Annotated in this window: 17 protein-coding genes; 10 read left to right on the forward strand and 7 right to left on the reverse strand. The window is 71.2% G+C overall.

Features of this window, described 5'->3' with window-relative positions; all coding sequences use genetic code 11:
* Nucleotides 1-11 precede the first annotated feature (11 nt).
* Together ACFY16_RS14600 and ACFY16_RS14605 are read left to right on the forward strand one after the other, a co-directional pair.
* Nucleotides 12-794 (forward strand): TIGR04222 domain-containing membrane protein, encoded by a 783-nt coding sequence (locus tag ACFY16_RS14600; protein ID WP_390647458.1) that lies wholly within the window; start codon nt 12-14, stop codon nt 792-794.
* 133 nt (nt 795-927) lie between these two features.
* Nucleotides 928-2502 carry an alpha/beta hydrolase gene (locus tag ACFY16_RS14605; RefSeq protein ID WP_390647459.1) on the forward strand — a complete coding sequence of 525 codons (1575 nt, stop codon included), beginning with the start codon at nt 928-930 and terminating at the stop codon, nt 2500-2502.
* Between the two features lie 26 nt (nt 2503-2528).
* Here the strand turns inward: ACFY16_RS14605 and hemQ are convergent, their stop codons facing one another.
* Both hemQ and hemG read right to left on the reverse strand, forming a co-directional pair.
* Entirely contained in the window at nt 2529-3260 is a 732-nt protein-coding gene (gene hemQ / locus ACFY16_RS14610; RefSeq protein WP_390647460.1) for a hydrogen peroxide-dependent heme synthase, read from the reverse strand.
* Between the two features lie 4 nt (nt 3261-3264).
* On the reverse strand, nt 3265-4716 hold the full coding sequence (gene hemG / locus ACFY16_RS14615) for a protoporphyrinogen oxidase (RefSeq protein WP_390647461.1): 1452 nt from the start codon (nt 4714-4716) through the stop codon (nt 3265-3267).
* Nucleotides 4717-4873: 157 nt separating this feature from the next.
* Here hemG and ACFY16_RS14620 point away from each other — a divergent pair, with 157 nt between their 5' ends.
* Both ACFY16_RS14620 and ACFY16_RS14625 read left to right on the forward strand, forming a co-directional pair.
* Nucleotides 4874-5797: a DUF4349 domain-containing protein gene (locus ACFY16_RS14620; protein ID WP_390647462.1), complete on the forward strand. Its 924-nt coding sequence runs from the start codon at nt 4874-4876 to the stop codon at nt 5795-5797.
* 27 nt (nt 5798-5824) lie between these two features.
* Nucleotides 5825-7231, forward strand: a complete 1407-nt coding sequence (locus ACFY16_RS14625) for an FAD-dependent oxidoreductase (RefSeq protein ID WP_390647463.1) — start codon at nt 5825-5827, stop codon at nt 7229-7231.
* Here the strand turns inward: ACFY16_RS14625 and ACFY16_RS14630 are convergent.
* Entirely contained in the window at nt 7228-7527 is a 300-nt protein-coding gene (locus ACFY16_RS14630; protein ID WP_390647464.1) for a hypothetical protein, read from the reverse strand. The genes ACFY16_RS14625 and ACFY16_RS14630 overlap by 4 nt on opposite strands.
* Nucleotides 7528-7652: 125 nt before the next feature.
* Here ACFY16_RS14630 and ACFY16_RS14635 point away from each other — a divergent pair, with 125 nt between their 5' ends.
* Complete coding sequence (locus tag ACFY16_RS14635) at nt 7653-8477, forward strand: rhomboid family intramembrane serine protease (RefSeq protein WP_390647465.1); 825 nt, start codon at nt 7653-7655, stop codon at nt 8475-8477.
* 6 nt (nt 8478-8483) lie between these two features.
* Here ACFY16_RS14635 and hemE read toward each other — a convergent pair whose 3' ends face one another.
* A complete protein-coding gene (gene hemE / locus ACFY16_RS14640) occupies nt 8484-9551 on the reverse strand; it encodes a uroporphyrinogen decarboxylase (protein ID WP_390647466.1) in 1068 nt (355 codons plus the stop codon).
* Between the two features lie 128 nt (nt 9552-9679).
* Here hemE and ACFY16_RS14645 point away from each other — a divergent pair, with 128 nt between their 5' ends.
* From ACFY16_RS14645 to ACFY16_RS14655, 3 genes are all read left to right on the forward strand, one after another.
* Entirely contained in the window at nt 9680-10354 is a 675-nt protein-coding gene (locus ACFY16_RS14645) for a DUF3000 domain-containing protein (protein ID WP_390647467.1), read from the forward strand.
* A gap of 301 nt (nt 10355-10655) precedes the next feature.
* Nucleotides 10656-11318 (forward strand): response regulator transcription factor, encoded by a 663-nt coding sequence (locus ACFY16_RS14650; protein WP_189715754.1) that lies wholly within the window; start codon nt 10656-10658, stop codon nt 11316-11318.
* Nucleotides 11319-11553: 235 nt separating this feature from the next.
* On the forward strand, nt 11554-12843 hold the full coding sequence (locus ACFY16_RS14655; protein ID WP_390647468.1) for an HRDC domain-containing protein: 1290 nt from the start codon (nt 11554-11556) through the stop codon (nt 12841-12843).
* A 59-nt stretch (nt 12844-12902) separates the two neighbouring features.
* On the opposite strand, the gene ACFY16_RS14660 is transcribed toward ACFY16_RS14655, so the two are convergent.
* Genes ACFY16_RS14660 through ACFY16_RS14670 form a run of 3 tightly spaced genes read right to left on the reverse strand, consistent with a single transcriptional unit; the run spans nt 12903 to nt 15993 of the window.
* On the reverse strand, nt 12903-13733 hold the full coding sequence (locus ACFY16_RS14660) for a carbohydrate ABC transporter permease (RefSeq protein ID WP_390647469.1): 831 nt from the start codon (nt 13731-13733) through the stop codon (nt 12903-12905).
* Nucleotides 13730-14680, reverse strand: coding sequence for a carbohydrate ABC transporter permease (locus ACFY16_RS14665; protein WP_390647470.1), 951 nt, complete (start codon nt 14678-14680; stop codon nt 13730-13732). Before ACFY16_RS14665 ends, ACFY16_RS14660 begins: the two co-directional genes overlap by 4 nt.
* Nucleotides 14680-15993, reverse strand: coding sequence for an ABC transporter substrate-binding protein (locus ACFY16_RS14670; RefSeq protein WP_390647471.1), 1314 nt, complete (start codon nt 15991-15993; stop codon nt 14680-14682). Before ACFY16_RS14670 ends, ACFY16_RS14665 begins: the two co-directional genes overlap by 1 nt.
* Before the next feature lie 152 nt (nt 15994-16145).
* Between ACFY16_RS14670 and ACFY16_RS14675 the strand changes: the two genes are divergently transcribed.
* Complete coding sequence (locus ACFY16_RS14675; RefSeq protein ID WP_390647472.1) at nt 16146-18554, forward strand: glycoside hydrolase family 2 protein; 2409 nt, start codon at nt 16146-16148, stop codon at nt 18552-18554.
* A complete protein-coding gene (locus ACFY16_RS14680; RefSeq protein ID WP_390647473.1) occupies nt 18551-19588 on the forward strand; it encodes a LacI family DNA-binding transcriptional regulator in 1038 nt (345 codons plus the stop codon). The genes ACFY16_RS14675 and ACFY16_RS14680 overlap by 4 nt, the downstream gene beginning before the upstream one ends.
* Nucleotides 19589-19621: the final 33 nt, after the last annotated feature.

A 19621-nucleotide genomic window follows, 5' to 3' on the forward strand; every position in this document is an offset into this window, starting at 1 on the left:
AGAAACACGGCATGTTCTGGGTCCTCTTCATGCTGTTGGCCTGGGCCGTGGCCGCTACGGCGTGCACGCGGCTGTGCCTGGCCGCCGTCCGTGCGGCCACCATCGACGGGGACGCGGAAGCGGGCCGGGCACACGATCTGACGCTGTACGAGGCCGCGTTCCTGTCCGGCGGCCCCGCGCGGGTCGCCGATCTGACACTGGTGTCGATGGCACGCCAGCGCCGGCTGCTGCTCGCGCACACCGGGTGGGCGACCGTCGTGGATCCGCGCGGTCGGGACGACATCGAACGGTCCGTCATAGGGGCCATCGGGCCCGAGGGGCAGTCCCGTATCGCCCCCGTGCGGGCCGGCGCAGCCGCCGCCGACGCGGTGCGCACCCTCGCCGACCGGCTGGTGAGCGCGGGGCTGGCGGTGCCCGACGGGGCGCGTACGACGGTGGCGGCAGGGGTCCGCCAGGTACGGGCCGCCGCGCTGGCCGTCCTGGCGCTGGGCGCCATCGCGCTGTTGATGCCCGCCCAGTCGGACATGCCGCGCACCCTGGTCGCCCTCTGGTTCGCGCTGCCCCTCGCCCTCACGCTGAGCTGCCTGGCCATCGCGCGGGTCGAAATCCACCCGTACGCGCGCTGGGCCTCCCCGGCCGGGCAGCGGCTGCTGGGCGCCCTGGCGGAGCGCACCGGCGGCGCCGGCGACGACCGTACGTACCTCACCTCCGTCGCCGTGCGCGGCGTCCGCGCCATCGGCGAGCCGGAGCTGCGGGCGGCCTTCGAACAGCGCGCGCAGTACTGGCACGACTGACGGGCGAGGCGTATGCGCCCCGCCGGGGGGCGCACGGGAGCATTGGTGCCGACACCGGCAGACGGTGCTTGCCTTCCCCCACACCCCAACGAACCATCCCTTTTGTCGCAATCATGCACCGAAGGGATCAGCGATGAGAGCAGCCGTCGTCTATTCGGCCGCCGGGTCGTTTCTGTTGACCGCCCTCGCCGTCCCCCCGGCCGGGGGCAACTCCGGCGCCCCGGGCGCGGCGGCGGAGCGGAGCGGCACCGTGGTGGCCGCCGCGCGGGCTGCCAAGACCGGCATCAAGTTCGGCGCGTGCACCAAGGAGATGGACGCGCCCAGCAACGTCCGGTGCGGCACGGTGAGCGTCCCGCTCGACTACGCGCGCCCCAACGGCAAGCAGATCAAGCTCACCGTCAGCCGGGTGCCGGCCACACACAGCGATCCGCACAACAGCAAGCGCAGGGTGCCCCGGAAGGGCGCCCTGGTCTACAACCCCGGCGGCCCGGGCAGCTCCGGCATGTACTTCCCGCTGATCGGCACGGTCCCGGAGTGGAAGCGCATCGCGGCGGCCTACGACCTGGTCGGATACGCCCCGCGCGGGGTCGGCCGCTCCGCGCCCCTGTCCTGTCAGGACCCCAAGAACCTCTTCAAAGGGCCCTCGTCGGCGCCGGTCCACCCCTCGGAGTCCTACAAGCGGCAGCGCATCGCGCAGGCGAAGGCGTACGCGAGCGGCTGCGTCAAGCGGTCGGGCAGCGCGCTGCGCCACTACACCTCCCTCAACAACGCCCGCGACCTGGACGTCCTGCGCGCCGCGCTGGGCGAGGAGAAGCTGACGTTCATGGGCGCCTCGTACGGCAGCTACTTCGGGGCGCTGTACGCGGCCCTGTTCCCCTCGCACGTACGCCGCATGGTGTTCGACGCGGCGGTGAACCCCGACCCGGAGCAGATCTGGTACCGCAACAACCTCGACCAGTCGGCGGCCTTCGAGGACCGCTGGGCGGACTTCCGGGAGTGGATCGCCCGGCACGACGACGTGTACGGGCTGGGCGCGACGGCCGAGGCGGTGGCGGGCAGCTACGAGAAGGCGCGGACGCGGCTGGCCGCCGAGCCGGCCGGGGGGAAGATCGGCCCCAAGCAGTTGCAGAGCGCGTTCCTTCAGGCCGGGTACTACGACGACTACTGGCCGTCGCGCGCCGAGGCGCTGTCGGCGTATCTCAAGGGCGACCCCAAGCCGCTGATCGAGCAGGCGGAGCCGGCCACGGAGTCGGCGGCCGAGGCGGAGAACTCGAACGCCGTCTACACGGCCGTGGAGTGCAACGACGCGCCCTGGCCGACGGACTGGAACGTGTGGGACCGCGACAACACGCGCCTCGCGCGCGTGGCGCCCTTCGAGACCTGGGACAACGCGTGGACGAACCTGCCCTGCGCCTTCTGGCCGGTGGCCCGGCAGCGGCCGCTGGACGTGCGGACCGGGCCGGGCGAACTGCCGCCGACGCTGATCCTGGCCGCCGAACGGGACGCGGCCGCGCCGTACGCCGGCGCAGTGGAACTGAACCGGCGGCTGGCGGGCTCGGTGCTGGTGACCGAACGGGACGCCGGCACGCACGGCGTCGCGGGCGGCCCCAACCCCTGCGTCAACGGCCACCTGGACGCGTATCTGCTGGAGGGCCGGCTCCCGGCGCGGCGCGCGACCTGCGCACCGCACCCGGAACCGAAGCCGTAGCCGGTGAAGCGCTGATCAGGAGGTGATCAGGCGAGGCCCGCGACCAGCTCGGAGATGTCCTTGCGACGGCCCGTGTAGAACGGGACCTCCTCGCGGACGTGCATCCGGGCCTCGGAGGCACGCAGGTGGCGCATGAGGTCGACGATGCGGTACAGCTCGTCGGCCTCGAAGGCCAGGAGCCACTCGTAGTCGCCGAGGGAGAACGAGGCGACCGTGTTGGCGCGCACGTCCGGGTAGCCGCGGGCCATCTTGCCGTGGTCGGCGAGCATGCGGCGGCGGTCCTCGTCGGGCAGCAGGTACCAGTCGTAGGAGCGCACGAAGGGGTAGACGCTCACGTAGTTGCGGGGCGTCTCGTCGGCGAGGAACGCCGGGATGTGCGAGCGGTTGAACTCGGCGGGGCGGTGCAGCGCCATGTTCGACCACACCGGCTCCAGGGCACGGCCCAGCTTCGTCCGGCGGAAGAGGTTGTACGCCTCCTGGAGCTGGTCGGCGGTCTCGGCGTGCCACCAGATCATGAGGTCGGCGTCGGCGCGCAGGCCGGACACGTCGTAGGTGCCGCGGACGGTCACGTCCTTGGCGGCGAGCTGGTCGAACAGCTCCTGGACCTCGTCGGCGTAACCCGCGCGGTCCTCGGGCAGCACGTCCTTCAGCTTGAAGACGGACCACAGGGTGTAGCGGATGACCTCGTTGAGGTCCTTGGCCAGCTTGCCCTTGTTCGGGATCCTGCCGGACTCGGTGGTGGGGGCGTCGTCACTCATGGGGCTATTCTCCCGCTCCGCCGTGCAGGCTCTGCACCGGGTTGACAGTGAGCTGCTGCACAGCCCGCAGGTCACCTTCCAGCTGATCCACCGCCGCGTACGCGCTCGCGATGCACGCCGGGATGCCGACACCGTCGTACACCGCACCGCACACGGCCAGTCCGGGGAGCTTGGCCACGTGCTCGCGGATGCGGGTCACGCGCGCGTGATGGCCGACGGGGTACTGGGGCAGGCCATCGGTCCAGCGGGTGACGCGGGTTTCCAGGGGGGTGGCGTCGAGGCCCGTGGCCGCCTTCAGGTCGTGCCGGGAGACGTCCACGAGGCCGGCGTCGTCACGCTGGAGGATCTCGGTCTCGCCGTACCGCCCCACAGAGGTGCGCAGCACGATCACATCGGGGTCCTCGTCGGCGATCCAGCCCCACTTCTGCGAGGCGAACGTCGACGCCTTGATGGTGCGCCCGTCGACGGGCGGGACGAGGAAGCCGCTGCCTTCGGGGAGGGAGAGGTCCGTGCGGCGGTAGGCGAGGGTGGCGAGGGCCATGGAGGCGTACTCGACGGTACGCAGTTCGGCGGCGGCCCCGGGGGACTCGTCGCTCAGCAGGCGGGCGGCGTCGCGGGCGGGGGCGGCGACGACCACGGCGTCGGCCTCCTCGACGCGGTCGTCGACCAGGACCTCCCAGCCGTCGCCGGTATGGCGCAGGCCCTGCACCGGGCTGTTCAGCCGGATCTCGCCGCCCCGCGACCGCACCGACTCCGCGACGGCGAGCGGGAGCCGGCCCACTCCGCCGGCGATGCCCATGAAGACGGGCCCGGTCTGCTGGTTCGCCGCCGCCTTCGCCTGGATCTCGCGGACCGCCTCCGTCAGCGAGTCGTGCGTCCGCGCGGCCTGGAACAGCTGCGGGACGGCCGAGCGCAGCGAAATGCGGTAGGCGTCGCCCGCGTAGACCCCGCCCAGCAGGGGTTCCACGAGACGGTCGACGACCTCGCGGCCGAGCCGTGCCGCCACGTACGCCCCCACCGCCACGTCGTCGCCGACCTCCGTGCGCGGCAGGTCCGCGTCGCGGTCGATGCGCGCGAGGCCCTCGTCGGACAGGACGCCGGTCAGCGCCGATGCGGTGCCGGGGACGCCCATCACATGCCCCTTGGGCATGGGGCGCAGGGCTCCCCGGGTCCAGATCGAGGCCGTCGCGGTGGCCGGTGGCTGGAGGCGGTCCGCGAGACCCACCGCACGCGCCAACGCCACTGCTTCCGGCCTGCGGGCCAGCATCGACTCGGCGCCCAGGTCGACGCGCACGCCCGCGACGTCGCCCGGCAGGAGCTTGCCGCCGACCCGGTCGGACGCCTCCAGCACGGTCACGCGCGCGCCCCGCTCCAGCAGCCGGTGGGCGGCGGCCAGCCCCGCGATCCCGGCTCCGATGACGACGACATGCCTCGTGCTCGTACCCGTTGTGCTCATGTCCTCACTGTCTCAGACCGCACCGACACTCCCGCCGGACCCCCGGTGTCCTCCACGAGTCCTGACCGTGACCGCATCGGGACCGTCCGCCTCCAACGTTCCGGCCCGCCCCGGCGTCGAAGAAGCGTCAGTCGTCACGACCCCGGGGGAGACCCGCATGCGCGCACGACGCTCCGCACCACGTTCCGTCCGACGCCCCGCCCAGGCCCTGGCCGGGCTCCTGCTCGTCTCCGCCCTCGCCCTCGCGGGGTGCAGCGGCGCGAACGACACCGGCGCCGGCAGCTCCTCCGACAAGGCCGCCGCCGAGGGGGCGCAGGCTCAGGAGGGCGCGGCGGACAGCGGCCGGGCGTCCGGCTCGAAGGCCACCCCGCCACCCAAGATCTCCGCGAGCCACATCATCCGCACCGCCTCCCTGACCGTGCAGGTCAAGGACGTACCGAAGGCCCTCGACGCGGCCCGCACCACGACCGAGAACGCGGGCGGCTATGTCGGCGACGAGACCACCACCCGGGACGAGGAGGGCAGCGAGGAGACGCGGGTCGTCCTGCGCGTGCCCGTCGAGCGGTACGACGACGTCCTCGCCGACCTGGAGGGCACGGGCAAGCTCCTGAAGCGCACCGCGAAGGCCCAGGACGTCACCGACCAGGTCGTCGACGTGGACAGCCGCGTCAAGTCGCAGCGGGCCAGCGTGGCCCGGATCCGCGAGCTGATGGACCAGGCGAGCAAGCTCAGTGACGTGGTCGCCCTGGAGGGCGAACTGAGCTCCCGCGAGGCCGATCTGGAGTCGCTGCTGGCCCAGCAGGCGTCCCTGAAGGACCGTACGAGCATGGCCACCATCACGCTCTCCCTCTCCGAGACGCCGGTGAAGAAGGCGGAGAAGAAGGACGAGGACCCCGGGTTCGTGGACGCGCTGGCGGGCGGCTGGGACGCGTTCGTGACGATGCTGCGCTGGATCGCGGTGGCGTTCGGCGCGGTGCTGCCGTTCGTGGGGGGCGCGGTGCTGCTCGTGCTGGCGTGGCTGCGCCTGGTGCGGCCCCGGCCGGCGCGGCGGGCCGAGCCGAACAGGACCGAGCAGGACTGAAATGCCCTGCCCCCGTAGCGTGTTCGCATGAGCATGAGCCGTGTGAGCCCTGGGGCAGAGCGACTGGTCGTGATCGGCGGGGACGCCGCGGGAATGTCCGCGGCGTCCCAGGCGCGCCGTCTCAAAGGCCCCGACGAACTCGAGATCGTGGCCTTCGAGCGAAGCCACTTCACCTCCTACTCGGCGTGTGGCATCCCGTACTGGGTGGGCGGCGACGTCACCGAACGGGACGAGTTGATCGCCCGTACGCCGGAGGAGCACCGGTCGCGCGCCATCGACCTGCGCATGCGCACCGAGGTCACGCAGATCGACGTGGCCGGACAGCGGGTACGCGCGCGTGAGGTCGACACCGGCGCCGAGTCCTGGACGTCGTACGACAAGCTGGTGATCGCGACCGGCGCCCGGCCGATCCGGCCCGAGATGCCGGGCGCGGACGCCCCGGGAGTCCACGGCGTACAGACCCTGGACGACGGCCAGGCGCTGCTCGACACCCTGGCACGCACGCGTGGCCGTCGCGCGGTGGTCGTCGGCGCGGGTTACATCGGCGTGGAGATGGCCGAGGCGCTGATCAACCGCGGCTACGAGGTGACGGTGCTCAATCGCGGCAAGGAGCCCATGTCGACGCTGGACCCGGACATGGGCCGTCTGGTGCACCGGGCCATGGAGGGCCTGGGCATCACCATGGTCAACGACATCGAGGTCACCAAGGTGCTCACCGGCGACGACGGCCGGGTGCGGGCGGTGGTCACGGAGGACGCGGAGCACCCGGCCGACGTGGTCGTGCTCGGCATCGGCGTACGCCCGGAGACGGCCCTGGCGAAGGCGGCCGGACTGCCCCTCGGCGGGCACGGCGGGCTGCTCACCGACCTGGCGATGCGGGTGCGCGGCCACGAGAACATCTGGGCGGGCGGCGACTGTGTGGAGGTGCTGGACCTCGTCTCCGGCCAGGAGCGCCACATCGCACTGGGCACCCACGCCAACAAGCACGGGCAGGTCATCGGCAGCAACGTCGGCGGCGACTACGCCACCTTCCCGGGCGTCGTCGGCACGGCGGTCAGCAAGGTGTGCGACCTGGAGATCGCGCGCACCGGGCTGCGCGAGAAGGACGCGCGCCGCGTCGGCCTCCAGTACGAGACGGTCACCATCGAGTCGACCAGCCGCGCGGGCTACTACCCGGGCGCCTCCCCCATGACCGTGAAAATGCTCGCCGAGCGCCGCACGGGACGGCTGCTCGGCGTGCAGATCGTCGGCAGGGAGGGCGCGGCGAAGCGGGTCGACATCGCCGCGGTGGCCCTCACCGCCGGTCTGACGGTGGAACAGATGACGGCCCTGGACCTGGGGTACGCGCCGCCGTTCTCACCGGTGTGGGACCCGGTACTGGTTGCCGCCCGCAAGGCCGCGGTCAAGGTTCGTACTGGCCAGGACAGGTCCTAGGCCGTCCCGCTGATCCTCGGCAGGGAGGCCACGGAGGCGCTCGGAGCGGTGGTGGGGGTCGGCTGCTCCCCCGCCGGCCTCGCATGCGCGGCCGCCGGCCTGCTGGACCGCAGCCGGTTGCTGACCGCCTCGTCCAGCGTCACCGGCCGCTGCATCTGGGCAGCGAGCCGCCCCGCCTCCTGGCCCAGCCGGGCAACGTCCTCCCACGGCAGCCGCACCACCAGCGAGATCTCCGCCTCACCGTCCGGCATGGCCTGCATCGCGGGCAGGGCCTGAGGAGTAACTCGGTCGTTCATCGCCTGATCCTCACGTCGTCCCCGCGTCACGCCTTCCCCGCACCGCGGGCGGTTGACGACACATACGCACGCGTGGACGCCCGCGTTCACCGGTTCGCCCGGCGCATCGCGGGCAGTAGTCCCTTGTGGTCATCCCCGTTCATGACGTGAACCCGGTGCGCCGCACCCCCTGGGTGACGTACGCGCTGATCGCCGCGAACCTGGTCGTCTTCCTGTCCACGCCCGGCATAGCCGGCTCCGTGGCGGGCGGCAGTGATCTGGCCCAGCTCTGCCACCTGCAGGCCTTCCTGGACCACTACGCGGCGGTGCCCCGCGAGTTGATCCACCATCAGCTGCCGCGGGTCGTCCCGACGGGCGACGTCGGGGTCGGCGCGCACGGCCCGGGCTGCGTGGTCGGTCCGCCGAGCTACGACAAGTCACCGCCGCTGTCCGTGTTCACCGCGATGTTCCTGCACGGCAGCTGGCTGCACCTGCTGGGCAACATGCTGTTCCTGCTGATCTTCGGCAACAACGTCGAGGACCGCATGGGGCACGTCCGGTTCACGCTCTTCTACGTGGCCTGCGGGTACGCGGCCTCGTACGGCTTCGCGCTGTTCAACGACGACTCGGCCGACCCGCTGATCGGCGCGTCCGGGGCGATCGCGGGGGTACTGGGCGCCTACCTCGTGCTCTATCCGAAGGCCAGGGTGTGGGTCCTCGTCCCGTTCCTGATCTTCCTGCCGCTGCGGCTGCCGGCCTGGCTGGTGCTGGGCTTCTGGTTCGTGCTGCAGGCGGTGTACTCGTCCGGCGAGGGCGTCTCCGACGCGGGCACCGTGGCGTACGCGGCGCACATCGTCGGCTTCCTCGCCGGGATGCTGCTGGCCTGGCCGCTGCGGCCCGGCACGCCACCGCCTCCGGAACCGCGCGGCCTGCTGTTCGGCAGGCGGGCACGGCCCCGGCAGACGTGGTGAGGTCCCTCAGCGGGCGGTCTGGGTGTGGACGTACTCCACGAGGCGGGTCAGCGCGTCCGGGTCGGTGGACGGCATGACGCCGTGACCGAGGTTGAAGACGTGGCCCTCCAGGTTCGCGGCCGCGTCGAGGACCTCGCGCGTCTTGGCCTCGACGGCCTCGCGGGTGGCGAAGAGCACGGTCGGGTCGAGGTTGCCCTGGAGTGCCTTGCCGGGCCCGACCCGTCGGGCGGCCTCGTCCAGCGGCACGCGCCAGTCGACGCCGACGACGTCCGCGCCCGCCTCGCCCATCAGCCCGAGCAGTTCGCCGGTGCCGACGCCGAAGTGGATACGCGGGACGCCGTACTCCTCGACCGCCTGGAACACCTTGGCGGAGGCGAACATCACCGAGCGCCGGTAGTCCACCGGGGCCAGCGCGCCGGCCCAGGAGTCGAACAGCTGGACCGCGCTCGCGCCCGCCTCGATCTGGACCCGGAGGAAGGCGGACGTGATGTCCGCGAGACGGTCGAGCAGGTCGGCCCACAGCTCGGGGTCGCCGTACATCATCGCCTTGGCGTTCTCGTACGTGCGCGACGGACCGCCCTCGACGAGGTAACTCGCGAGGGTGAAAGGTGCGCCCGCGAAACCGATGAGGGGGGTGCTGCCGAGCTCGCGGGTGAGCAGACCGATCGCCTCGGTGACGTAGGACACGTCCTCGGGGGTCAGGTCGCGCAGCTGGGCCAGGTCGGCGCGGGTGCGGATCGGGTGCTCGACGACCGGGCCGACACCGGGCTTGATGTCGAGGTCGACACCGATGGCCTTCAGCGGGACGACGATGTCGCTGTAGTAGATCGCCGCGTCCACGTTGTGCCTGCGCACGGGCTGGAGCGTGATCTCGGTGACCAGCTCGGGGCGCGTGCAGGACTCGAGCATCGGGATGCCCTCGCGCACCTTGCGGAACTCCGGCAGGGAGCGCCCGGCCTGCCGCATGAACCACACCGGGGTGTGCGGCACGGGCTCACGCCTGCACGCCTTCAGGAAGGCGCTGTCGTACGTCGCTGTCGGCTGCTTGCCCGTAGGGCTTCCGTTGGCACTCACGACGGCAAGTCTCGCACGGCGCCGGGGCGCCCCCGGCGGGGGTACGGGCGTGCCGTCGGCCGCGGTGCGGGGTGCCGTGGGGGTGTCTTGCCCTGCACGAAGCCCCCGTTCCCCTTAATCTTCCCCGCATGGCTGCGGCTCAGGGACGACTGTCGGACGGCGCTGGCGAAATGGACGACGCGAAGGACACCGGGGAGGACTCCCGGCATGCGAGCACGGCTCCGCCGCCCTTCCGGGCCGCGGTGGAGGCGCTGAGAACCGCGCGGTTGCGCCCGCAGGTCGAGGTGGAGCCGACGCCCGCCCCGCAGCGGCTGGCCCCTTTCACGTACGCGCTGGAGGCCGCGGTCGTCGACGGCGACCAGGACCTGGCGGACGGCCGGCTGGTGCTGCTGCACGACCCGGCGGGGCACGACGCCTGGCAGGGCACGTTCCGGCTGGTGACGCTGGTGCGCGCGGAGCTGGAGGCGGAGATGGCCGCCGACCCGCTGCTGCCGGAGGTGTGCTGGTCCTGGCTGACCGGCGCGCTCCAGGCGCGCGGTCTGGCGTACGGCGAGCCGAGCGGAACCGTCACGCGCGCGAGCTCCCACTACTTCGGCGGGCTGTCCACACGCCCCGCGGCCTCACAGATCGAGATCCGCGCCTCCTGGACACCCCGGGAGGGCCTGGGCGGGGTGCCGGACACCGCGGGCCATCTGGCGTCCTGGTGCGATCTGCTGGCCCAGGTCGCGGGCCTGCCGCCGGCCGGCCCCGGCGACGCGTCGGTGGTGACATTGCCGCAGCGGCGCGGCCCGCAGTCCCGGTGACGCCCTCCCCTCCCGCCCCCGCTCGACACCGCCGGCCCACTCCTGGCCCGTTTCGCGGGCCGTTTTGGTGATCTCTTTGTCGATACGGCCACTTTCCGGCATCCAATGGCACCCGACCGCAACGATTCGATCTTCGGATGATCGATCGCGTGTCCGAATTGCACGGATTGTTACTCACTAGATCGTGATCATTCTCTAAAGGACGCCGGGTTTGGTGCCGAAGACGACTGTGACCTTGAAAGTACCTTTCGTCCCGGCTTCATCCCCGCCAGCCGGTACCGTCCCCCACCCAGGAGGCCTGGTGTCCGTTCTCCTCGAGCAGCCCGCAAGCCTGGTCGCCTACCGCCCGAACAAGCCCACCGCCATGGTGGTCGTGGCCGACCCACGCGTCCGCTCCACCGTCACCCGTCATCTATGGGCGCTCGGTGTGCGCGATGTCATCGAGGCCTCGTCCATCGCGGAGGCTCGTCCCCGCATCGGCAACCCCCGCGACATCTGCGTCGCCGACGTCCACCTGCCCGACGGCTCCGGCCTCACCCTCCTGTCGGAGACCCGTGCGGCCGGCTGGCCCAACGGGCTCGCCCTGTCCGCAGCCGACGACATCGGCGCCGTGCGCAACGCCCTCGCGGGCGGGGTCAAGGGCTACGTCGTCACCGGCACCCGTACGAACGTCGGGCTCCCCACCCGACCGGGCGCCGCCCCCATCGGCTCCGCCGCCGCCCGCCTGCACCGCCGCCCCCCGGGTGCCCCGAGCCACCCGGGCGGCTACCGCGAACTCTCCGGCCGCGAGGTCGAGGTGCTGCGACTGGTCGCGGAGGGCCAGTCGAACAAGGCGATCGGCGTCTCCATGGGCCTGTCCGCCCTGACCGTCAAGAGCCACCTCGCCCGTATCGCCCGCAAGCTCGGCACGGGCGACCGCGCCGGGATGGTCGCTGTGGCGCTGCGGACCGGCATCATCCACTGACCGCGATCACCGACCTCGATCACCGACCGACTGCGCCGACCGACTGCACTGATCCAGTTGACTCATCCGGTTCACCGACCGATCCGCCGACCGATCCACCGACCGAATTCTCCGCTCGCGTCCGCCGCGCGAATTCACTGACACGTGTGATACGTGACTGGTTTACGACCCTGAGGCGCCCGTCGACGGAACGTTCCGTCGACGGGCGCTGTCCATACACAGATACCCTTGACAGGTGACCGACGCCCAAGAGACCGCAGCAGCCACGTCACTGCGAACCACCGGAGGCGCCCCTCCGGACGATGGCGGATCTTCTGTCGAGGGGGCGCCGATCCCTCTGCTCGAGCCGCGTGAGGGCATTCCGCCGGTGATCGCCGACGAGGCCTCCCTCGCCGAGGTGATCGCCGCCTTCGCCGCCGGCTCCGGCCCCGTCGCCGTCGACGCCGAGCGCGCGTCCGGCTACCGCTACGGCCAGCGCGCCTATCTGGTGCAGCTGCGCCGCGAGGGCGCCGGCACCGCGCTGATCGACCCCGTGGGCTGTCCCGACCTCTCCGCCCTGGGCGAGGCGCTGTCCGGCGTGGAGTGGGTGCTGCACGCGGCCACCCAGGACCTGCCGTGCCTGCGCGAGATAGGCATGGTCCCCACCGTGTTGTTCGACACCGAGCTGGCCGGACGCCTCGCCGGGTTCCCCCGGGTCGGACTGGGCGCGATGGTCGAGAGCGTCCTCGGTTTCGTCCTGGAGAAGGGCCACTCCGCCGTCGACTGGTCGACCCGGCCGCTGCCCGAGCCCTGGCTGCGTTACGCGGCTCTGGACGTGGAACTCCTCGTCGACCTGCGCGACGCGCTGGAGAAGGAGCTGGACCGGCAGGGCAAGCTGGAGTGGGCCCGGCAGGAGTTCGACGCGATCGCGTCGGCCCCGCCGCCGGAGCCCCGCAAGGACCCGTGGCGGCGTACGTCCGGGATGCACAAGGTACGGCGGCGGCGCCAGCTCGCGGTGGTACGCGAGCTGTGGCAGACCCGCGACCGGATCGCGCAGCGCCGGGACGTCTCGCCCGGCAAGGTGCTCGGGGACGCGGCCATCGTCGAGGCCGCGCTCTCCCTGCCGGCCAACGCGCACGCCCTCGCCGCGCTGAACGGGTTCGGGCATCGCATGGGACGGCGGCAGCTGGAGCAGTGGCAGGCGGCCGTCGATCGCGCCAAGGCGATTCCCGACGTGCAGTTGCCGCAGCCGGGGCAGGCCGTGACCGGGCCTCCGCCGCCGCGGGCCTGGGCGGACAAGGATCCGGCCGCGGCGGCTCGGCTCTCCGCTGCGCGGGCCGCGGTGTCGGCGCTCGCCGAAGAGCTCAACATGCCCCAGGAGAACCTGATCGCTCCGGACACCGTGCGGCGCGTGTGCTGGGAGCCGCCGAAGGTCGTCGACGCCGAGTCGGTCGGGGCGGCGCTGGTCGGGTACGGGGCGCGGCCCTGGCAGGTGGAGCAGGTTTCGCCGGTGTTGGTGGAGGCGTTGTCCGTCAAGGGCGCCTAGCCGCCGTAGCGCTGTTCGTCGTACGGCGGCCGCGGGCTGTCTGCGGCTTCAAGGACGCGTCACCTCGTCGCTCCTCGCATGAAACCGTTGTAGATGTAGCGCTGCAGGGACAGGAAGACGATCAGCGTCGGGAGGATCACGAGGATCGCTCCCGCCGAGATCGTCTCCCAGTGGGCCCCGAAGGGACCGCGGAAGCGGAACAGGGACGTCGAGATCACGCCAAGATCCTGGGAGGGCATGTAGAGGAAGGGGATGTAGAAGTCGTTGTAGACGGCTATCCCCTTCACGATCACGACGGTCGCGATCGCTGGTTTCAGCAGCGGAAAGATGATCTTCCGGTAGATGGTGAAGGCGTTGGCGCCGTCGAGGCGGGCCGACTCGTCCAGGGAGATCGGGATGGACCGTACGAACTGCAGGAAGATGTAGATCGACACGATGTCCGTGCCCATGTAGAGCGCGATCGGCGCCCACAGCGTGTCGAACATGCCGAAGCTGTTGACGATCTGGAAGGTCGCCACCTGCGTGGTCACCCCGGGGACCAGCGCGGCCAGCAGGAACAGGGCCACGACCAGCTTCTTGAAGCGGAAGGTGAAGCGGTCGATGGCGTAGGCGGTCATCGAGCCGATCAGTATCGTCCCGCCGATGGCGAAGACCAGGATGAAGGCCGTGTTGCCGAAGGCCGCGAGCATCCGGCCGTCCTGGAACGCCGTCACGTAGTTGTGGAAGTCGAGCGGGTCGTCGGGGAGGGTCAGGGCTCCGCTGCCGTTCGCCAGCTCCTTCGACGACTTCAGGGAGGTCAGCAGGACGACGCCGAGCGGGAGCAGGACGACCAGCGTCGCGAGGACCAGCGACAGGTACACGAGGCTGCGGGACACCGCACGGCGCGTCATACCAGGTCCACCCTTTCGTCGGGGACGATGCGCCGTTGCACCCAGGTCACCGCCAGGATGATCAGCAGCAGGACGACGGCGGCAGCGGAGGCGAGGCCCGTCTTGTTGAACTGGAAGGCCAGCTTCACGGTCTGGATCACGAAGGTCTCGGTGCCGGTGGCGCCGCCGGTCATGATGTACGGGATCTCGAAGGCCGACAGCGAGCCGGAGACGGAGAGGATCACCGTCAGGGTCAGCACCGGCTTGATGCCGGGCACGATGATGTGGCGGAACTGGTGCCAGCGGTTCGCGCCGTCCAGTTCGGCGGCTTCGTACACCTCCCCGGGGATGGACTGGATCGCGCCCAGGAAGAGCACGAAGTTCATGCCGAGATAGCGCCAGACGGAGACGCCCGCGAGGGACGTGTTCGCCGACATGGGCGTGCCCAGCCAGGCGTGGTCGGTGTGCACGCCGAACAGGCTCAGTACGGAGTCGAGGGTGCCGCCGTCCTGGAAGAAGTACAGGAAGACGAAGCCGATCGCGACCCCGTTGATCAGGGACGGGAAGAACAGCACACCCTTGAAGAAGTTCCGGAAACGGATGTTGAAGCTCAGGACCGTCGCGAAGTAGAGCGCGGCGGCGATCTGCACGGCGGAGGCGACGAGGTAGTAGCCGCTCACGAAGAACACCTCGAAGAGGTCCTCCCGCGTGAAGATCTCGGCGTAGTTCTCGACGCCGGTGTAGTGCAGTTCGGGGCTCACACCGTCCCAGTCGGTGAAGCTGTACGCGACCATGTTGGCGATCGGCGCGTAGGTGAAGGTGACGAGGAGGGCGAGGGGGGCCAGCAGGAACAGCCAGGGGGTGAGGCCCCGCCACACGCGTGTGCCGCGTGGGGCGGGGCCGGGGACGGGCGGCGAAGAGGCCGGCCCGGTGGTCCTGGACGCCGCCTTCTCGGTGGTGTCCGTCATCAGGACCCCACGGTCTGCTGCGCGTCGGTCCACTTCTTGCCGAGGTCGTCCAGGAAGCCGTCCAGGTCGCCCTTCTTGGCGCCGCGCGCGAGGTCGACCAGGTCCTGGCGGTAGTCGGGCTTGTAGATGCCGACCTCGGACTCGTCGTCGAGGAGCTTGACCCGTGCTCCCGCGGAGTCGTCCAGCTCGATGAGCTTCACCCCGGCGTCCTCGTACGGCTTGAGGACCGTCGGCAGGGAGGAGTTCTTGAGCGGGGAGAGGGCCAGATTGTCCTTGTCGTAGCCGGACTTGTCGGTGAACCAGTCGACCCAGGCGCGGGCCGCCTCCTTGTGCTTGGAGTGGACGTTGACGGCCTGGTTGTAGTCGGGACTGACGACCGCGCAGAACGTGCCGTCCACCTGGGCCGGGAAGGGCATGAAGCCGATGTCGTCGGGGTCGGTCCCGGCCTTCTTGGCCGCGTCCCGGTACTGGATGATCGCCCAGGTACCGAGCCACTCCGTGGCGATCTCCCCCTTGGCCAGCCGTGGCTTGGACTCCTCCCAGTTGGTGGTCGTCGGGTCCTTCTCGGCGAGCCCGTCGTGCACGATGTCGTACAGCAGCTTGTCCCCGACGCGCAGGTCGGAGCCCTTCGCCCAGGGATCGCCCTCGGCCAGCTCGGTGGTCGCCCGGGTGTCGCAGTGGACCGAGCCGTTGACGTACGTCCAGGACGTCAGCGGCCACTGGGCGGCGAAGTTGGTGTAGTACGGGACCGCGTCGGTCTTCGTCCTGATCGCCTTCAGGTCGGCGATGAACTCGGCCGTAGTGGTGGGCCACTCGGTGATCCCGGCGTCCCGCCAGACCTTCTTGTTGTAGACGAAGCCGGGCGTCACGCCGATCGGGCTCTGCCCGTAGACCTTGCCGTCGACGGCGGTGAAGTCGGTGAAGCGGTACTTCTTGCTGCGTTCGGCCTCCGTGCCCAGCGAGGCGAAGAACTTCGGGTAGTCGTTCTTCTTGATCACCGCGGGGATCATGAGGACGTCGCCGTAGTTCTCCGTGTTCATCCGGATCTTGACTTCGGTCTCGTAGTTGGTGAGCGCCTGGAACTCGACCTTCACCTTGGGATAGGTCTTGGTGAACTCCGCGGCGTACTTCTTCATCGTGCCGTCCTGCACGAGGTCGGTCCGCTGGGTGAGGACCGTGATGGTTCCGCTCACCTTCGACGGGTCGACGGGCGCCTTGGCATCCGCGCCCTTCGACGTTCCTCCGGTGCCGGTGCACCCCGCGAGCATCAGGGCGGCTCCCACGGCGATGGCCAGGACTGTACGGCGGTTCATGTGCGTCAGCTCCGTTCATGGGACGGACGAGCACTGGCGGGTTGGCTGATTCGGCACTCTGACAGCGCTTTCCTCAACCGGTAAAGTCCCATTCCCGCCAACGATGCGAATATGGCGCCCAATCCTTTGCTGGACCGGTTTAGGGAGTGCGCATGCTGGAGGCCACACCGCTCACCGAGGGATGGATCCTGAGGCACGGCAGCGACGCGCTGCCGGCCGTCGTGCCGGGCTGCGTGCACACCGATCTGCTGGCGGCGGGGGTGATCCCGGACCCGTTCCTCGGCCGTAACGAGGCCGAGGTGGCGTGGGTGGGGCGGCGGGAGTGGACGTACGAGCGGGAGGTGCGGGCCGCGCCGCCCGGGCACGAGCAGACCGACCTGGTCTTCGACGGCCTCGACACGGCCGCCGAGATCCGGCTGGACGGCCGGCTGCTGGGCCGGGTACGGAACATGCACCGCTCGTACCGCTTCCCCGTGACGGGGCTGAGCGGTCGGCTCAGCGTCCGTTTCGGCTCCGCCTACGCCGAGGCCGAGGCTGTGCGCGCAGAGTTGGGCGAGCGGCCGGCCGCCTACGCCGAGCCGTACCAGTACCTCCGCAAGATGGCCTGCTCCTTCGGCTGGGACTGGGGGCCGACCCTGGTGACGGCCGGAATCTGGCGGCCGGTGCGCCTGGAGCACTGGTCGACGGCCCGGATCGCCCGGGTCCGGCCACTGGTGACCGTCGAGGACGGCCGGGGTGTGGTCGAGCTGCGCGTCGACGTGGAACGGAACCGGGTCGAGGCCGGGCTCGCCGTGGACGCCCGGGTCGGCGGGGTGCGGGCGCGCGCGGAGATCGACGGGACGACAGGGGTCGTACGGCTGGAGGTGCCGGACCCGGAGCCGTGGTGGCCGCGCGGGTACGGGGAGCAGCCCTTGTACGAAGTCGAGTTGACGCTGCTGCACGGCGACGTCCCGCTCGACGCCTGGCGTCGCCGCGTCGGCTTCCGGACGGTCGAGCTGGACACCTCCGCCGACGCGCACGGCACCGGGTTCACCTTGGTCGTCAACGGGGAGCGGCTCTTCGCGCGGGGCGTCAACTGGATCCCCGACGACGTGTTCCCCTCCCGGATCACGCGCGAGCGGTACCGGGAGCGGCTCGGCCAGGCCGCCGGGGCGGGTGTGGATCTCGTACGCGTCTGGGGTGGTGGGATCTACGAGAGCGAGGACTTCTACGACGCCTGCGACGAACTGGGACTGCTGGTCTGGCAGGACTTCCCGTTCGCGTGCGCGGCCTATCCGGAGGAACAGCCGCTGCGGGGCGAGGTGGAGGCGGAGGCCCGCGAGAACGTCGTACGGCTGATGCCGCATCCGTCGCTCGTGCTGTGGAACGGCAACAACGAGAACCTGTGGGGGTTCCGGGACTGGGGATGGGAGCCGGTGCTCGCCGGCGGCTCGTGGGGCGAGGGGTACTACCTCGGCGTACTGCCGCGTGTCGTCGCGGAGTTGGACCCGACGCGGCCCTACACCGCCGGAAGTCCGTGGTCCGGGTCGTGGCGGCACCACCCGAACGATCCGGCGCACGGCACGCACCATTCGTGGGAGGTGTGGAACCGGGAGGACTACGCGGACTACCGGCTCCAGGTGCCGCGGTTCGTGGCCGAGTTCGGCTGGCAGGCACCGCCCGCGTACGCCACGCTGCGGCGCGCGCTGCCCGGCGAGGAGCTCGCGGTGGACTCCCCCGGCGTGCTGCACCACCAGAAGGCGGACGACGGCAACGGCAAGCTGGAACGCGGACTCGCCCGCCATTTCGCCGTTCCGGAGGGCGACTTCGACCGCTGGCACTACCTCATGCAGGTCAACCAGGCGCGTGCGGTCGCCGCCGGGATCGAGCACTGGCGGTCGCACTGGCCGGTGTGCGCGGGCACCGTCGTCTGGCAGCTCAACGACTGCTGGCCGGTGACGTCCTGGGCGGCGGTCGACGGGGACGGCCGGGAGAAGCCGCTCTACCACGAGCTGCGGCGGCTGTACGCGGACCGGTTGCTGACCTTTCAAGTGCGGGCGCGGGGGCTCGTGCTGGTGGCCGTCAACCAGGCGGCGGAGCGGTGGGCGGGCACACTGACCCTGCGCCGGATGTCCGTCGAGGGGGACCTGATCAGGGAGACGAGCATGCGGTTCACGGCCGAGCGGCGGGGGGTGGCCGAGGTGCGGGTGCCGGCGGAGCTGGAACCGGCCGGGCCGAAGGAGTTCCTGGTCGCGGACGCATGGGGGTCCCCCCGCTCGAGCGGAGCCGAGAGTGGGGGAGGGCTGCGGGCCCTGCACTTTCCGGCACCGGACCGCGACATCCCTTACCCGAGGCCGGAGTTCGACGTCGAGTCGGCGCCGGGCCGGATCACGGTGACGGCCCACACCCTCGTACGGGATCTGCTCCTTCAGGCCGACCGGCTGGATCCGGACGCACGGGCCGATCACGGGCTCGTCACACTGCTCCCTGGCGAACGGGTGACCATCGGGGTCAGCGGCTGGGAGACTTCCGACACGGCCGCCGCCCGTGCGGCCCTGTACTGCGTGGAGCCCACCCGATGACCGCATCGCCGGTACCCCGCGTCACCATCAAGGACGTCGCCGCGCGCGCCGGGGTCTCCAAGGGTGCCGTGTCGCTCGCCTTCAACCACAAGCCGGGGCTGGCGGAGGCGACCCGGGACCGGATCTTCACGGCGGCGCGGGAGCTCGGCTGGGCGCCCAACCTCACCGCCCGGTCGCTGTCGAGCTCGCGGGTGGACGTGGTGGGGCTGGCGATCTGCCGGCCGGCGCGGATGCTGGGCCTCGAGCCCTTCTACATGGAGTTCGTCTCGGGCGTGGAAAGCGTGCTGACCGAGCACTCCTGCTCGCTGCTGCTGCGGCTGGTGAAAAACCTGGACGACGAGGTCGGACTCCAGGAGTCCTGGTGGCGGGGGCGGCAGATCGGCGGGGCGATCCTGGTCGACTTCCGCGCGGACGACCCCCGGGTGGCCGCGGCCGAGCGGCTCGGGATGCCGGTGGTCGCCGTCGGGCATCCCTCGCTGACCGGCAGCCTCACCACGGTGTGGACCGATGACGCCACCGCCGTGACGGAGGCGGTGCGGTATCTGGCGGCCCTCGGCCACCGGCGCATCGCGCGGGTCGGCGGCGCGGCCGCGCTCGGGCACACCGCGATCCGAACGGCCGCCTTCGACGAGGCGGCGCGCGCTCTGGAGCTGGCCGGGGCGTCGCAGGTCGCCACGGACTACTCCGGCGAGGCCGGCGCCCGGGCCACCCGCTCACTGCTCACCGCCGCGCCGCCGGACCGGCCGACCGCGATCGTCTACGACAACGACATCATGGCGGTCGCCGGACTGTCGGTGGCGGCCGAGATGGGACTGCGGGTCCCCGACGACGTCTCCCTGCTGGCGTGGGACGACTCCCAGCTGTGCCGCCTCACCCACCCGACCCTGTCCGCCATGAGCCATGACGTGCACGGATTCGGCGCGGACGCGGCCCGTACGCTGTTCGGGGTGATCATGGGAGAGGGCCCGGGATCGCATCAGGTGCCGACGCCCGTCCTCACTCCTCGGGGCTCGACGGCACCCCCGCGGATGTGATTCGGCACTCCCGCGGATGTGACCTTCGCCGCT

The sequence above is a fragment of the Streptomyces sp. NPDC001315 genome (assembly GCF_042896175.1).
In the GTDB taxonomy this organism is placed as follows: domain Bacteria; phylum Actinomycetota; class Actinomycetes; order Streptomycetales; family Streptomycetaceae; genus Streptomyces.

What these genes read in the sequence shown, in the direction of transcription:
- ACFY16_RS14600 (WP_390647458.1), top strand. Translation starts at nt 12, where the DNA reads ATGTTCTGGGTCCTCTTCATGCTGTTGGCCTGGGCCGTGGCCGCTACG.
- ACFY16_RS14605 (WP_390647459.1), top strand. Translation starts at nt 928, where the DNA reads ATGAGAGCAGCCGTCGTCTATTCGGCCGCCGGGTCGTTTCTGTTGACC.
- hemQ (WP_390647460.1), bottom strand. Translation starts at nt 3,260, where the DNA reads ATGAGTGACGACGCCCCCACCACCGAGTCCGGCAGGATCCCGAACAAG.
- hemG (WP_390647461.1), bottom strand. Translation starts at nt 4,716, where the DNA reads ATGAGCACAACGGGTACGAGCACGAGGCATGTCGTCGTCATCGGAGCC.
- ACFY16_RS14620 (WP_390647462.1), top strand. Translation starts at nt 4,874, where the DNA reads ATGCGCGCACGACGCTCCGCACCACGTTCCGTCCGACGCCCCGCCCAG.
- ACFY16_RS14625 (WP_390647463.1), top strand. Translation starts at nt 5,825, where the DNA reads ATGAGCATGAGCCGTGTGAGCCCTGGGGCAGAGCGACTGGTCGTGATC.
- ACFY16_RS14630 (WP_390647464.1), bottom strand. Translation starts at nt 7,527, where the DNA reads ATGAACGACCGAGTTACTCCTCAGGCCCTGCCCGCGATGCAGGCCATG.
- ACFY16_RS14645 (WP_390647467.1), top strand. Translation starts at nt 9,680, where the DNA reads ATGGCTGCGGCTCAGGGACGACTGTCGGACGGCGCTGGCGAAATGGAC.
- ACFY16_RS14660 (WP_390647469.1), bottom strand. Translation starts at nt 13,733, where the DNA reads ATGACGCGCCGTGCGGTGTCCCGCAGCCTCGTGTACCTGTCGCTGGTC.
- ACFY16_RS14665 (WP_390647470.1), bottom strand. Translation starts at nt 14,680, where the DNA reads ATGACGGACACCACCGAGAAGGCGGCGTCCAGGACCACCGGGCCGGCC.
- ACFY16_RS14670 (WP_390647471.1), bottom strand. Translation starts at nt 15,993, where the DNA reads ATGAACCGCCGTACAGTCCTGGCCATCGCCGTGGGAGCCGCCCTGATG.
- ACFY16_RS14675 (WP_390647472.1), top strand. Translation starts at nt 16,146, where the DNA reads ATGCTGGAGGCCACACCGCTCACCGAGGGATGGATCCTGAGGCACGGC.
- ACFY16_RS14680 (WP_390647473.1), top strand. Translation starts at nt 18,551, where the DNA reads ATGACCGCATCGCCGGTACCCCGCGTCACCATCAAGGACGTCGCCGCG.